The following is a 14,012-nucleotide window of genomic DNA, read 5'->3' as shown; positions in this document are numbered from 1 at the left end:
GGTCAGACCTCCACGGACATCTGCGAGTCGACGATCTCGCGGTAGGTGGCGTTGGACGCGAGCAGTTCGTCGTGCGTGCCGAGGCCGACGACGCGGCCCTCGTCGAGCACGACGATGCGATCGGCGTCGACGATCGTCGAGACGCGCTGCGCCACGACGAGCCTCGTGGTGCCGACGACGTCGGTCGCGAGCGCCGCGCGGAGGCGAGCGTCGGTGCCGAGGTCGAGCGCCGAGAACGAGTCGTCGAAGACGAGGATCGACGGCCGCTTGACGAGCGCGCGCGCGATGGCGAGGCGCTGGCGCTGGCCGCCGGAGACGTTGGTGCCGCCCTGCGAGACGGGGCTGTCGAGCCCCAGCTCCTTCGCGCGCACGAAGTCGGCCGCCTGCGCCGTCTCGAGCGCGGCCCAGAGCTCGTCGTCGGTCGCGTCGGCCTTGCCGTAGCGCAGGTTGGAGGCGATCGTGCCCGAGAACAGGTAGGGCTTCTGCGGCACGAGGCCGATCGACGCCCAGAGCGACTGCTCGTCGGCGTCGCGGACGTCGACGCCGCCGATGCTGACGGTGCCGCTCGACGCGTCGAACAGGCGCGGCACGAGGTTGACGATCGTCGTCTTGCCCGCGCCCGTCGAGCCGATGATCGCGACCGTCTCGCCGGGCTCGGCGGTGAACGACACGCCCTCGAGCACGGGCGTCTCGGCACCGGGGTAGGTGAAGGTGACGTCGTCGAGCACGATGCGGCCCGGCTCGGGCTGCTCGGTGCGCGCCGCGGTCGAGACCGCGACGCTCGGCTGCGTCTCGAGCACCTCGGTGATGCGACGGGCGCCGACGGCGGCCCTCGGGATCATCATCGTGAGGAACGTCGCCATCATGACGCCGAAGAGGATCTGCATGAGGTACTGCAGGAAGGCCATCATCGTGCCCACCTCGAGGCTGCCGTCGTCGACGAGCTGCGCGCCGAACCAGATGACCGCGACGCTCGAGGCGTTCACGATGAGCATGACGAGCGGGAACGTGAGCACGAAGAGGTTGCCCGTGCGGAGCATCGCGTCGGTCACGCCGTCGTTCGCCTGCTGGAAGCGGGCGCGCTCCCGGCGCTCCTGCACGAACGCGCGCACGACGCGGATGCCCGTGAGCTGCTCGCGCATGACCTGGTTGATGCGGTCGACGCGCTCCTGCAGCAGCACGAAGATCGGCACGAGGCGCGACACGATCACGCCCATGACGAGCACCATGAGCGGCACGATGATCCAGATGAGGCGCGAGAGCTCGGCGTCGGCGCGGATGGCCATGACGACGCCGCCGATCGCGAGCATGGGCGCCGACATGAGCATGGTGCAGCCCATGAGGACGAGGATCTGCACCTGCTGCACGTCGTTCGTGTTGCGCGTGATGAGGCTCGCGGCGCCGAAGCGCTGCACGTCGCGCTCGGAGAAGGACGAGACGCGCGCGAAGATGCGTGCGCGAAGGTCGCGGCCGGCCGTCATGGCCAGCCGGGCGCCGAAGAGGATCGCGAGGCCGTTCGCGACCACCTGGCCGAGGCTCATGAGCAGCATCTCGCCGCCGAGCCGCCAGATGGTGGCGGTGTCGCCCTGCAGGACGCCCTCGTCGATGATGTCGGCGTTGATCGTCGGCAGCATGAGCGACAGCAGCGCCTGCGTGAGCTGGAGCACGACCACGAGGACGAAGGCGATCCACGAGGTGCGGATCGCGGCGGTGATGAGCCTCCGCAGCTTCATGGGCGGCGCTCCTTCCTGTCGGTGCGGGCGATCCCATGGAGCAGGATGCCCGTGACGTCTGACATGTCCATGGCGCTGCGATCGCCCCAGCCCGTCGCCGCGGCGAACGTCAGGGTGCGCAGCGCGTCGGCGGCCACCAGCGGCTCGACGCCCAGCTCGTCGGCGTGCTCGGCGAGCAGGGCGGCGATGCGGTCGCGCAGGTCGTCGAACCGCGGGTCGTCCCGTCTGCCAGAGGTGAGCAGCACGGGGCCGAGGGCGATCGCCATCTGGAAGATCGTCGAGAAGCGCACCGTCAGCACGTCGGCGATCGCGCGCACCGTCGTCTCGAGCGTCTCGTCGGCGAGGCCCTCGAGCTCGTCGAGCGCGTAGGCGACCTCCGCCGCCCGGTCGAAGACCGCGTGCAGCAGCGACTCCTTGTCGCCGAAGGAGCGGAAGAGCGTGCCCTCGGCGACGCCGGCCGCGTCCGCGAGCTGCCGGGACGTGATCGCGGCGCCGTGCTCGAGCACGAGGGGCGTGACGGCGTCGAGGATCTGCACCTGACGGTCCTCGAGCGTCATGCGGATGGGTGGCGTCACGGTTCGCCACGCTAGTGAGTGAGCGCTCACTCCGCAAGCGCGTGGTCCCCCGTCGCGCCGCCGACTCGTGGACTTCGTCAACGGATCCGCCCCGGACGTCGTGGGAGTCCGCACAGGGCGCGCATCCGGCCTCGCGTAGGCTCGACTCTCATGCCGCGCATCACGAAGGTCCTCGTCGCCAACCGTGGCGAGATCGCCGTCCGAGTCATCCGCGCCGCGAGGGATGCGGGGATCGGCAGCGTCGCCGTCTACGCCGAGCCCGATCGCGACGCCCAGCACGCGCAGCTCGCCGACGAGGCGTACTCGCTGCACGGGTCGACGAGCGCCGAGTCGTACCTCGTCATCGAGAAGATCCTCTCGGTCGCGCGCCGCTCGGGCGCCGACGCCGTGCACCCCGGCTACGGCTTCCTCGCCGAGAACGCCGACTTCGCCCGCGCCGTGATCGACGCCGGCATCACCTGGATCGGCCCGAGCCCCGACGCCATCGAGCAGCTCGGCGACAAGGTGTCGGCCCGCCACATCGCCGAGCGCGTCGGCGCGCCGCTCGCCCCCGGCACGCTGAACCCCGTCGAGACGGCCGACGAGGTCGTCGCCTTCGCCGACGAGGTGGGCCTTCCCGTCGCCATCAAGGCGGCCTTCGGCGGCGGCGGCCGCGGCCTCAAGGTCGCGCGCACCCGCGAGGAGATCCCCGAGCTGTTCGAGTCGGCGACGCGCGAGGCCGTCGCGGCCTTCGGGCGCGGCGAGTGCTTCGTCGAGAAGTACCTCGACCGCCCGCGCCACGTCGAGACCCAGTGCCTCGCCGACGCGCACGGCAACGTCGTCGTCGTCTCGACGCGCGACTGCTCGCTGCAGCGCCGACACCAGAAGCTCGTCGAGGAGGCGCCCGCGCCCTTCCTGTCGGACGACCAGGTCGCACGCCTCTACGAGTCGTCGAAGGCCATCCTCCGCGAGGTCGGCTACGTCGGCGCCGGCACGTGCGAGTTCCTCGTCGGCCGCGACGGCACCATCTCCTTCCTCGAGGTCAACACGCGCCTCCAGGTCGAGCACCCGGTCTCCGAGGAGGTCACGGGCATCGACCTCGTGCGCGAGCAGCTGCGCATCGCCGAGGGCGGCGTCCTCGACTACCCGGACCCCGAGGTGCGCGGCCACTCCTTCGAGTTCCGCATCAACGGCGAGGACGCCGGCGCCGGGTTCATCCCCGCCCCCGGCCCCGTGCACGTCTTCTCCCCCGCGACGGGCCCCGGCGTTCGCGTCGACTCGGGCGTCGTCTCCGGCGACGTCATCGGCGGCCAGTTCGACTCGCTGCTCGCGAAGCTCGTCGTCACGGGCGCCACGCGCGAGGAGGCGCTCGAGCGGTCGCGCCGCGCGCTCGCCGAGTTCCGCGTCGAGGGGCTGCCCACCGTGCTGCCCTTCCACCGCGTCGTCGTCGACGACCCGGCCTTCGCACCCGCCGACGGCGCGCCGTTCTCGATCTACACGTCGTGGATCGAGTCCGAGTTCCAGAACGACATCCCGCGCTGGGGCGGCGAGGCCGGCGAGATCGGCGGCGCCGAGGCGCGCCGCGAGGTCGTCGTCGAGGCAGCGGGCAAGCGCATCGCCGTCTCGATGCCCGCCCGACTCTTCCCCGAGACGGTGGCGACGAAGGGCCCGGCCCCCAAGCGCGCCCGCGTCGCCGCCGCCGGAGGGGCCACGGGCGGCACGATCGCCTCGCCGATGCAGGCGACCGTCGTGAAGGTCGCCGTCGAGGAGGGCCAGCACGTCGTCGCGGGCGACCTGCTCGTCGTGCTCGAGGCGATGAAGATGGAGCAGCCCATCCAGGCGCCGCGCGACGGCATCGTCACGGGCCTCGACGCGCCGATCGGCACCACGATCTCGAGCGGCCACCGCCTGCTCGTCATCGCCGAGGCCGAGGTCGACGCGGCCTGACCGCGCCCCGGGTCCCGCGTCGCAGGCGATGCGGGGGTCGCGAGGAGGGAGCATCCCTCTCCCACGCCGGTGCGCCTGCGATGCGCGTCGGCTCGCGCTGCCTCAGCGCGGGTCGCGCACGTCGCGCGCGACCTGCTGCGTGAGCCGCAGCGCGAGCCCGGAGTGGGCGCGCGAGCGGAACGCGAGGACGATCGCCGCGATCGCCCAGCCCGCCACGAGCGTCTGCGTCGCCGGGTCGAAGGCGAACGTCGACGCGAGCGTCCAGCCGCCGATGCCGAGCGCCCACCTGCCCACGCGCCGTCCGGCACCGGCCCGCTCGCCCGTCTCGAGCCGCGCATCCAGCCAGCCCGCGAGCTCCCCGACCGTCCTCCCGGTGCGGAGGACGACGAGCAGGTGCACGACCGCGGCCGCGAGGCCACCCGACGCGCCCACGACCGCCGCGATCGCCCCGACGAGCGCGACGGGTGCCTCGCCGGCCGTCCCGGTCACCGTGCCCGTTCCGACGCCGGAGGACAGGATCGCCACGACGCCGACCCCGCCGATGCCGAGCACCATGACGGCGCCGCCGACGCCGATCGAGACGCCGACGTCGATGGCCATCGCGCCCAGGCGCCGCCACGCCGTCAGCGGTCGCGGCAGCGCACGCAGGCGCGCGTCGGGCTGGCCGGGCAGCCGCCACACGAGCGGCGCCGCGAGGGCGCCCACGAGCGCGCCGGCCCCGTTGAGCAGCACGTCGTCGACGTCGAGCAGGCGGTACTGGCAGGCCGCGAGGCCGAACGTGCCGGTGAGCTGCGTGAGCTCGACGAGGACCGATGCCGCGGCGCCCAGCGCGGTCGTGAGCGCGACGCCGGGCCTGCCGCGCCTGCGCACGAGCATCCCGAACGGCACGAAGAGCAGCACGTTGAGGAGGACCTGCCGCAGCGCGGGGTTCGACAGCGCGACGCCGCCGGCGTCGAGCACGTCGGGCACGAAGGCGCCGGGCACGAGCTGCGCCGACAGCGGCGGGTAGCAGGCGCCCGTGGGGAAGAGCGTGTAGGCGAGGAGGCCGCACGCGTAGAGCAGCGCGGCGAACGACAGCGACGCCGTGCCCCACCCGAACCGGCCGCGCCTGCGCAGCAGCAGGATGGATGCGGGCACCCAGACGAGGGCCGTGACGCCCATCGCGATGCCCATCGCGACGAGCGCAGGCGTCGCTCCGAGCCCCATGCGCATCCCCTCCCCCTCGACGGTATCGACGGGGTTGAGCGACGCCGGGTCACGACGCCGCGCGTCGCTCGCACAGCGCGCGGATCGGCGCGGCGCCGATCGCGTCGTCCGCGAGCATCGCCGCGAGCCGCTGGTAGCGCGCGCTCGCATCCGGCGCGCGCGTGCGCCACGCGAGGTCGGCGAGCACGAGCGCGACGTCGCGTCGCTGCGCGCGGCCGCCGGCGTCGAGGGCGGCGACGTCGGCGACGATGCGGCCCATGCCCTCGGGCGCGCCATCGAGCCTGCCCTCGGGGGCATCGGCGACGCCGGCCTCCGTCAGCAGCGCGTAGGCGTCGGCGACGAGCCGCGAGAGCGACGCCGAGGGCGCGGGCCATCGCTCCTCCACGGCGCCGTGGAGCCTGGCGACGAGCGCCCACGGCACGTCCCACGCCGTCGGCGCGGCGGTGTGCAGCGCCGCGACGCGCGCCTCGAGCGCGTACCTGCCCGGGTCGTCGCCCGCGAGGCCCGCCGCGACGAGCGCGTCGTCGACCCCGAGCACGATGCGGCGCGCGTCCCACGCGCGTCGATCGACCTCCTCGGGCGGCAGCGCGACGCCGTCGACGACGCGGCCCGGCCTGCGGGCGAGCGCGAGGCGGGCGATCGCGAGCACGGCCCGCGCCTCCGCATCGCGGGCCCGCTCGCGCACGAGCGCCTCGGCGAGCCGCTCGGCGTGGCCGACGAGGTCGCCGAGCGCATCCTCCGGCGCGATCGCGAGCCGCTGGCCGATGGCCACCATCCCGTGGATGCAGTCGCGCACGGCCGGGATGCGCGCCTCGCGCTGCGCGCCGGACGGCACCGCGAACGCGCCGCGGCGCTCGGCAAGCAGGCGCTTGGCACGCGTGAGCCGCGCGGCGGCCGCGGCGCGCTCCATGCCGACGTGGGCGGCGACGGCGTCGACGTCGACCCCGAGCACGAGCCGCATGGCGAGCACGATGCGGGAGGCCGGGGGCAGCAGCTCGTCGCACGCGACGACGAGCAGGGCGATGCGGTCGTCGGTGGCCGGGGCCGCGTCCTGCCCTCGGACGGCGTCGATGCGCGCGGCGTCGACGAGCGCGGGCACGCCGCCGCGCTCGGTCGCCCGGCGTCGCGCGGCGTCGATCGCGGCGCGGCGCCCGACGGCGATGCACCAGCCGACGAGCGACGCGGGCGGCTCGGGCTGGGCGGCGGCCCGGGCGAACGCCTCCGCGGCGAGCTCCTCCCCCTCGTCGAGCGAGCCCGTCGCGGCGGCGAGCGCCCGCACCACCTGCGGCCACGCCGCGAGGAACGCCTCGCGCGCGATGGCGTGCGCCGCGTCGCCCTCGCCCGTCGCGCTCATGCCCGGATCCTCCCCGACGACGACGCCGGGCGCGAGTAGGCTGCTGCCATGCACCTCGTCGCCGAAGCATCGCACCTCGACGCCACCGTCTCCCCCTCCGACCCGTTCACGGCCGTCGTCCTCGTGGCGTGCGCGATCGTGACGGTCGCGATGGTCGGGCTCGTCGCGACGGCGCTCCTCACGCTCTTCGGCCGCGCCGACCAGGGCTGACGACTCACCCCATCGGGAAGACGCGCCGCCACTCGATGCGGCCGGCTGTGGGCACGTGCGCGGCGATGCGACGGGCTGCATCGTCGTCGGCGGCCTCGACGAGGTAGAAGCCGCTCACGACCTCGGTGAGCTCGGGGTTCGCACCGTCGGTGAAGACCGCGTCCTCCTCGCGCCTGCCCTCGCCGCCGGGCCGCACGAAGCCGCCGTACCGGTGGCTCTGCAGCGCCTCGCCGCCGACGATCGTGCCACCGAGCCGCTCGACGACCTGCGCGAACGCGGCATGCTCGCCGAAGTCGGCGTCGAGGCTGTCGCGCGTGGCGCCCTCCTCGGGCAGGTAGGCGTCGCTGTCCCAGTCGCCCTCGTGGATGAAGTACGCGTACGTCGTCATGTCGTCCCCTCCTCGTGGCACGGTGCCACATCCAGGAGACGGATGGCGACCCTCGGATTCGACACGGTCGCCCCCGGCGCGCATCCCGGGCGTGTCGCAGCCGATGCGGTCGAGGGCGGCGCATCGGTGCAGACTGTCGCCATGCCCTCACCCCACGTCGTCGCCGTCGCGCGCGACGACCGTCACCGGTTCTCGAAGCCGGTGCGCGACGCCATCACGCTCGTCGCCGGGCACGGCGTCGAGGGCGACGCGCACGCGGGCGCGACGGTGCAGCACCGCTTCGACGCGCGCCGCGACCCGACGCGGCCCAACCTGCGGCAGGTGCATCTCATCCACGCCGAGCTCCTCGACGACCTCACCGTCGACGTCGCCCCCGGCGACCTGGGCGAGAACGTCACGACCGCGGGCGTCGCGCTGCTCGAGCTCGCCCGCGGCACGCGCCTGCGGCTCGGCGACGAGGCGGTCGTCGAGGTCACGGGCCTGCGCAGCCCGTGCAGGCAGATCGACCGGCTGTCGCCGGGTCTCATGCGCGAGCTCGTCGGTCGGGATGCCGACGGCCGCGTCGTGCGCAGGACGGGCGTCATGGCCGTCGTGCTCGCCGGCGGCGTCGTGCGACCGGGCGACGCGATCGTCGTCGAGGCGCCCGAGGGCGCGCACGAGGCGCTCGAGCCGGTCTGAGTCCCCGCTACTCCGTGACGCGGTGCATGGCACGCGCCGCGTCGGCGATCGAGCCGGTGAGCGACGGGTAGACGGGGAAGACGCGGGCGACCATGTCGACCGTGAGGCGGTGCTCGGCGGCCATCGCGATCGGGTAGATGAGCTCCGACGCCTTCGGCGCCACGACGACGCCGCCGATGACGGTGCCCGAGCCCGTGCGGGCGAAGAGCTTCACGAAGCCGTCCTCGAAGCCCATCATCTTCGCGCGCGGGTTCGTCGAGAGCTGCACGGTGTGGATCTCGCCCTGCGCGATGCCCTCCTCGATCTCCTTCGCCGTCCAGCCGACCGTCGCGATCTCGGGCTGCGTGAAGATGTTCGACGCGACGGTGCGCATCGAGATCGGGTTCACGGCGTCGCCGAGCGCATGGAACATCGCGGTGCGTCCCTGCATGGACGCGACGGAGGCGAGCGGCAGCGCGTTCGAGCAGTCGCCGACGGCGTAGACGCTCGGCAGGTTGGTGCGGGCGACGCGGTTCACGAGGATGTGGCCGGAGTCGGTGAGCTGCACGCCCGCCTCCTGCAGGCCGATGCCCGACGTGTTCGGCACGGAGCCGACGGCCATGAGGCAGTGCGAGCCCTCGACGGTGCGCCCGTCGGAGAGCGTGACGACGACGCCGTCGTCGGTGCGCGCGACCGACTCGGCGCGCGACTTCGCCAGCAGGGTCATGCCCTGGCGGATGAAGACCTCCTCGATCACGGCCGCGGCATCCGCGTCCTCGCCCGGCAGCACCTGGTCGCGGCTCGACACGAGCGTGACCTTCGAGCCCATGTTCGAGTAGGCGCTCGCGAACTCGGCGCCCGTGACGCCGGAGCCGACGACGATGAGGTGCTCGGGCACGTCGGCGAGGCCGTAGAGCTGCGTCCACGTGAGGATGCGCTCGCCGTCGGGCATCGCCGAGGGCAGCATGCGCGGGCTCGCGCCGACGGAGATGACGATCGTGTCGGCGTCGAGCTCGTCGAAGTCGGCGCCCTTGCGGCCCGTCGAGACCGCGACCTGCGTCGGCGACAGGAGGTGGCCCTCGCCCTGCACGATGTGCACGCCGGCGCGCTCGAGGTCGGCGGTCATGTCGAGCGACTGCTGCGCCGCGAGCGCGAGGAGCCTCCGGTTGACGGCGCGGAGGTTGACGGCGACCTCGGGGCGCGAGGGCCTGCCGGACTCGCCGCGCGCGTAGAACTGCACGCCGAGGCCCGAGGCGTCGCGGATCGCCGCAGCCGACTCGGCGGTCGCGATGAGCGACTTCGAGGGCACGACGTCGGTGAGCACGGCCGAGCCGCCCACCCCGACGCGCTCGACGAGCGTCACGTCCGCCCCCTGCTGCGCGCCCGCGAGGGCCGCCTCGTACCCGCCGGGGCCTCCGCCGACGATGACCACACGCTGCTGACCCTGGAACACGCTCACGCATCGATTCTCGCAGCACGCGCCTGGATCGCGGGACGGGGTCGACGCGGGGACTGCCTAGAGTGTCTGCATGAGCCAGCAGCACCCCCTCGACGACGCGGGAGCCGACCCCATCCGGGTCGCCCGCGCAGCCGCAGACGACATCCGCCGCATCACGGGCGTCGATCGCCACGACATCGCCCTCACCCTGGGCTCCGGATGGGCGAAGGCCGCCGATCTGCTCGGCGAGACGACGCACACGATCGAGGCCACGGAGGTGACGGGCTTCTCGCGGCCCGCCCTCGACGGCCACTCGGGCACGCTGCGCTCCGTGCTGCTCGAGGACGGCCGCCGCGCGCTCGTCATCGGCGCCCGGACGCACTACTACGAGGGCCACGGCGTGCGCCGCGTCGTCCACTCCGTGCGCACGGCCGCCCAGGCGGGCGCGTCGATCATGGTGCTCACGAACGGCGCGGGCGGCATCCGCGAGACGTGGACGCCCGGGCAGCCGGTGCTCATCTCCGACCACATCAACCTCACGGCCGACTCGCCGCTCGAGGGCGCGACGTTCGTCGACCTCACCGACCTCTACTCGCGGCGCCTGCGCGACGTCGCGCGCTCGGTGGACGCGAGCCTCGACGAGGGCGTGTACTGCCAGTTCCGCGGCCCGCACTACGAGACGCCGGCCGAGGTGCAGATGGCGAAGGCCATCGGCGGCCACATCGTCGGGATGTCGACGGCGCTCGAGGCGATCGCCGCCCGCGAGGCCGGCATGGAGGTGCTCGGGCTGTCGCTCGTGACGAACCTCGCCGCCGGCATCCAGCAGACGCCGCTGTCGCACGCCGAGGTCATCGAGGCGGGCCGCGCGGCCGAGCCGGTGATCTCGCGCCTGCTCGCCGACGTCGTCGCCGCGATCGGTCGCGCATGAGCCTCGAGGCGGCGCGCGCCTGGCTCGCGCAGGATCCGGACCCCGAGACCCGTGACGAGCTCGCGCAGCGGATCGCGAGCGCCGAGTCCGGCGACGCCGACGCGCTCGCCGCGATCGCCGACGCGTTCGACGGCCGCCTGCAGTTCGGCACCGCCGGGCTGCGCGGCGAGCTCGGCGCGGGCCCCAACCGCATGAACCGCGTGCTCGTGGCGCAGGCGACCGCCGGCTTCGCGGCGTTCCTCGTCGAGCGCGAGCGGGAGCCGTCGATCGTCGTCGGCTACGACGGGCGCACGAGCTCCGACGTCTTCGCCCGCGACGTCGCGGCGATCATGGCCGGCGCGGGCGTGCGGGCGACGCTGCTGCCTGCGGCGATGCCCACGCCCGTGCTCGCCTTCGCCGTGCGACACCTTGGCGCGAGCGCCGGGGTCATGGTGACCGCGAGCCACAACCCGCCGCGCGACAACGGCTACAAGGTCTACCTGGGCGGCGAGGACGAGGGCAGCCAGATCGTGCCGCCCGTGGACGCCGAGATCGCCCGCCGCATCGAGGCCGTCGCGGACGCCACGACGGTCGACGCCATGCCGCGCGGCGACGTCGCGATCGCCGGCGACGACGTGCGGCTCGCCTACGTGCGCGCGACCGCGGCGATCGCGGGCGTGCCCGCGACCGAGCCGCCCGTCGTCGTCTACTCGGCGATGCACGGCGTCGGCAGCGCGACCGTGCGGGCCGTCGTCGAGGCCGCGGGGTTCCCCGCGTTCGTCGAGGTGCCCGAGCAGGCCGAGCCCGACGGCGCCTTCCCGACCGTCGCATTCCCGAACCCGGAGGAGCCGGGCGCGATGGACCTCGCGTACGCGACGGCGGACGCCGCGCACGCCGACCTCGTGCTCGTGAACGACCCCGACGCCGACCGGCTCTCGGTCGCGGTGCCGAGCCCGGACCGCCCGGGCGGCTGGCGGCAGCTCACGGGCAACGAGATCGGGCTGCTGCTCGGGTGGGACGCCGCGCGCGCCGCCCACGGGCACGGCGCCCTCGCCGCCTCGATCGTCTCCTCGCCCGGCCTGCAGGTCATCGCCGAGGCGCACGGGATGGCGTTCGCGACGACCGCGACGGGCTTCAAGTGGATCTCGCGGGTGCCGGACCTCGTGTACGGCTACGAGGAGGCGCTCGGCTACCTCGTGAACCCGGGCACGGTGCGCGACAAGGACGGCATCTCGTCGCTCGTGCGCGTGCTGACGCTCGCGAACGACCTGCACGCGCGCGGCTCGTCGCTCGCGGACGAGCTCATCGCGCTCGCTGCGGAGTTCGGCGGGTTCGCGAGCGGGCAGGTGAGCCTGCGCGTCACCGACCGCAGCCGCATCCCGGCGATCGTGGCGCGGCTCAAGGAGTCGCCGCCGAGCGAGCTCGCCGGCAGCGCCGTCGTCGCCGCCGACGACCTCGCGCTGCCGGAGCACGGGGCGATCGGCGACATCCTGCGGCTCACGCTCGCCGACGGAGCGCGGGTCATGATCCGCCCGTCCGGCACCGAGCCCAAGGTCAAGGTGTACGTCGACGCCGTCAGCGAGCAGGGCTCGCCCCTGCAGCGCATCCAGGCGGCGCAGGAGCGCGTCGCGGCGCTCGAGGAGGCGATGCGGCCGCTGCTGGCGTGAGCCGGCGCCGCTCGGCGTTGCGATCACGTGTCTCGCGGTCTTGCATGAATCATCCTCGACATGCCATGCTCGCCCCGGCGACAGACGACTGACGCTCCGTGCGCGTCGGCCTGCGGTCCCCCTCCTGGAGCCGCCCCATGCGCGCCATCGCCGTCCGTCTCGCCGCCCTCGTGGCGGTCCTGCTCCTGGGCCTCGGCCTCGCGCAGCCCTCCGCCGCGCAGGCGATCGACGAGGTCCCCGTCGTCGTCGCGGGTGCGCCGCAGCCCGCGCAGCTCCCCGCAGGCAGCCACGGATGCTTCGACGGCTCCTGCGAGGCCGTCGTCGCCGATGGCCTGACCTTCTACGTCTTCTCGCCGGCGGACAACGGGTACGACGCGATCGTCGCCGCGTACGACGGCCTGGGCAGGCTGCAGTCGTCCGAGCGCACCTACGCCGACAGTCGCTACTTCACGTCGATCTCGGTCGACGCGGCGAACCGCATCCTCGTGCTTCCCGGCCAGGGCGACCGACCGGGCACGGTCTCGTTCGACGTCCTCGACCGGCTCGCGCTGCAGGCCCGCGTCGTCGTCGACGCGCCCGCACGCGTCGCGATCGGCGCCGCCGTCGACGTGCGCGTCGACGTGACCGCCGAGGGCTACGCCACCGACGGCTCCGTCGAGCTCTTCTCGGGCACGCCCGGGGCGATCGGCACGGCGTCGCTCGGCACCGCGCCCGTCGCATCCGGTGCGGCGTCGTTCGCGCTCGCCGCCGGCACGCTGCCTGCGGGCGAGACGGAGCTCGTCGCCGTCTACACCCCGACGCCGACGTCGCCGCTCGCGCAGCGCACGAGCGCTCCCCGTACGATCGCGGCCGTCGAGCAGCACGAGGTCACCTTCGTCGGGTTCGACGGCGCGCTCGTCGCGGTCGTGCCGGTGCTCGACGGCGACGCCGCCCGGACGCCTGCCGCGCCCGAGCGCGTCGGCTACGGGTTCACCGGCTGGAGCGGCGTCGTCGAGTCCGTGACCGAGGACTTCACGTCGACGGCGCAGTACCAGCCGTACCGCGTCGGCGTCGTGCTGCTCGTCGACGGCGAGCCCCTCGAGTTCCTCGAGCGCACCTTCGACGCGCCGTACGGCGAGCTGCCGACGCCGTCGGCGCCGGACGGCTACCGCTTCGCCGGCTGGTACACGGCGCCCGTCGAGGGCGAGGGCACCCTCGTCGTCGCCGACACCCTCGTGACGACCCCCGAGAACCACGTGCTCGTCGCGCGCTTCGACGTCGACCGGACGGTGGCGAGCATCGTGCTCACCGCCTCGGCACCCGAGGTGACGCAGGGCGGGTCGCTCGACTTCGTCGCGCAGGGCTTCAACGACGCCGGCCTCGCGATCGGCGACGTCACGGCCGACGTCGTGCTGTCGTCGGACGTCGCGACCGACCGCGTGGACGGCGCCACCGTGACGTTCCCGTCGGCGAGCCCGCACACGATCACGGCGACCCACGTCGATGGTGCGACCGCCCAGGTCGTCGTCGAGGTGCGCGCCGCGGTGGTCGCGCCGGCCCCCTCGGCTCCTGCCCCGTCGGCAGCACCGTCGGCAGCACCGACGGCAGCCGCGCCGGCGGCGACGCTCCCGGTCACCGGTGGCGAGCCCATGGGGCTCCTGGCCCTCGCAGCGCTCGTGCTCGTCGGCATCGGCCTCGTCGCTCGCCGCCGCCTCGCCTGACGCCTCGCGCGCGCCCGGTCCGCCGGGCGCGCGCAGCGGCGACGGGTCGCCTGTGCTGACTGGTCGCTTCCTGCGACCGGTCGGCGCCGGGCGCCGTCCGCCGCTAGAGCTCGCGCTCGAGGACGGCCGCGACGGCGTCGAGGTCCATGATGCGGTCGACGACCGCGACGTGCGCGAGCCCGGCGGCCGCACGCACGCGGTCGGCCCACTCGGGCGTCGTCAGCACGAGCTGCGCGTCGGCGGCGTCCGTG

The 14,012-nt window shown here is 74.2% G+C and carries 12 protein-coding genes; 6 read left to right on the top strand and 6 right to left on the bottom strand.

The window, feature by feature from the left end:
• Positions 1-2: 2 nt before the first annotated feature.
• Both ABD249_RS03195 and ABD249_RS03190 read right to left on the bottom strand, forming a co-directional pair.
• Positions 3-1,733, bottom strand: a complete 1,731-nt coding sequence (locus ABD249_RS03195) for an ABC transporter ATP-binding protein (protein ID WP_344340228.1) — start codon at positions 1,731-1,733, stop codon at positions 3-5.
• Positions 1,730-2,308 carry a TetR/AcrR family transcriptional regulator gene (locus ABD249_RS03190; RefSeq protein WP_344340227.1) on the bottom strand — a complete coding sequence of 193 codons (579 nt, stop codon included), beginning with the start codon at positions 2,306-2,308 and terminating at the stop codon, positions 1,730-1,732. Before ABD249_RS03190 ends, ABD249_RS03195 begins: the two co-directional genes overlap by 4 nt.
• A 150-nt stretch (positions 2,309-2,458) precedes the next feature.
• Between ABD249_RS03190 and ABD249_RS03185 the strand changes: the two genes are divergently transcribed.
• On the top strand, positions 2,459-4,234 hold the full coding sequence (locus tag ABD249_RS03185; protein WP_344340225.1) for an acetyl/propionyl/methylcrotonyl-CoA carboxylase subunit alpha: 1,776 nt from the start codon (positions 2,459-2,461) through the stop codon (positions 4,232-4,234).
• Between the two features lie 102 nt (positions 4,235-4,336).
• Here ABD249_RS03185 and ABD249_RS03180 read toward each other — a convergent pair whose 3' ends face one another.
• Positions 4,337-5,446: a VanZ family protein gene (locus ABD249_RS03180; protein WP_344340223.1), complete on the bottom strand. Its 1,110-nt coding sequence runs from the start codon at positions 5,444-5,446 to the stop codon at positions 4,337-4,339.
• Positions 5,447-5,489: 43 nt separating this feature from the next.
• The gene (locus ABD249_RS03175; protein WP_344340220.1) at positions 5,490-6,794 is read right to left on the bottom strand and encodes a DUF6596 domain-containing protein; all 1,305 of its coding nucleotides are present in this window, start codon (positions 6,792-6,794) and stop codon (positions 5,490-5,492) included.
• Positions 6,795-6,842: 48 nt separating this feature from the next.
• On the opposite strand from ABD249_RS03175, the gene ABD249_RS03170 reads away from it, so the two are divergent.
• Positions 6,843-7,004 (top strand): hypothetical protein, encoded by a 162-nt coding sequence (locus tag ABD249_RS03170; protein WP_344340218.1) that lies wholly within the window; start codon positions 6,843-6,845, stop codon positions 7,002-7,004.
• 4 nt (positions 7,005-7,008) lie between these two features.
• Here the strand turns inward: ABD249_RS03170 and ABD249_RS03165 are convergent, their stop codons facing one another.
• Positions 7,009-7,392, bottom strand: coding sequence for a YciI family protein (locus tag ABD249_RS03165; RefSeq protein WP_344340216.1), 384 nt, complete (start codon positions 7,390-7,392; stop codon positions 7,009-7,011).
• 141 nt (positions 7,393-7,533) lie between these two features.
• On the opposite strand from ABD249_RS03165, the gene ABD249_RS03160 reads away from it, so the two are divergent.
• On the top strand, positions 7,534-8,070 hold the full coding sequence (locus tag ABD249_RS03160) for an MOSC domain-containing protein (protein WP_344340214.1): 537 nt from the start codon (positions 7,534-7,536) through the stop codon (positions 8,068-8,070).
• A gap of 7 nt (positions 8,071-8,077) precedes the next feature.
• Here the strand turns inward: ABD249_RS03160 and ABD249_RS03155 are convergent, their stop codons facing one another.
• The gene (locus ABD249_RS03155) at positions 8,078-9,508 is read right to left on the bottom strand and encodes an NAD(P)H-quinone dehydrogenase (RefSeq protein ID WP_344340212.1); all 1,431 of its coding nucleotides are present in this window, start codon (positions 9,506-9,508) and stop codon (positions 8,078-8,080) included.
• A 70-nt stretch (positions 9,509-9,578) separates the two neighbouring features.
• On the opposite strand from ABD249_RS03155, the gene ABD249_RS03150 reads away from it, so the two are divergent.
• From ABD249_RS03150 to ABD249_RS03140, 3 genes are all read left to right on the top strand, one after another.
• Entirely contained in the window at positions 9,579-10,415 is an 837-nt protein-coding gene (locus ABD249_RS03150; protein WP_344340210.1) for a purine-nucleoside phosphorylase, read from the top strand.
• On the top strand, positions 10,412-12,061 hold the full coding sequence (locus tag ABD249_RS03145; RefSeq protein WP_344340208.1) for a phospho-sugar mutase: 1,650 nt from the start codon (positions 10,412-10,414) through the stop codon (positions 12,059-12,061). Before ABD249_RS03150 ends, ABD249_RS03145 begins: the two co-directional genes overlap by 4 nt.
• Positions 12,062-12,198: 137 nt before the next feature.
• The gene (locus ABD249_RS03140; protein WP_344340206.1) at positions 12,199-13,761 is read left to right on the top strand and encodes an InlB B-repeat-containing protein; all 1,563 of its coding nucleotides are present in this window, start codon (positions 12,199-12,201) and stop codon (positions 13,759-13,761) included.
• The last annotated feature ends 251 nt before the right edge of the window (positions 13,762-14,012 follow it).

It is taken from the genome of Agrococcus versicolor (assembly GCF_039531815.1).
In the GTDB taxonomy this organism is placed as follows: Bacteria; Actinomycetota; Actinomycetes; order Actinomycetales; family Microbacteriaceae; genus Agrococcus; species Agrococcus versicolor.
This window is presented reverse-complemented; position numbering and strand designations above follow the sequence as displayed.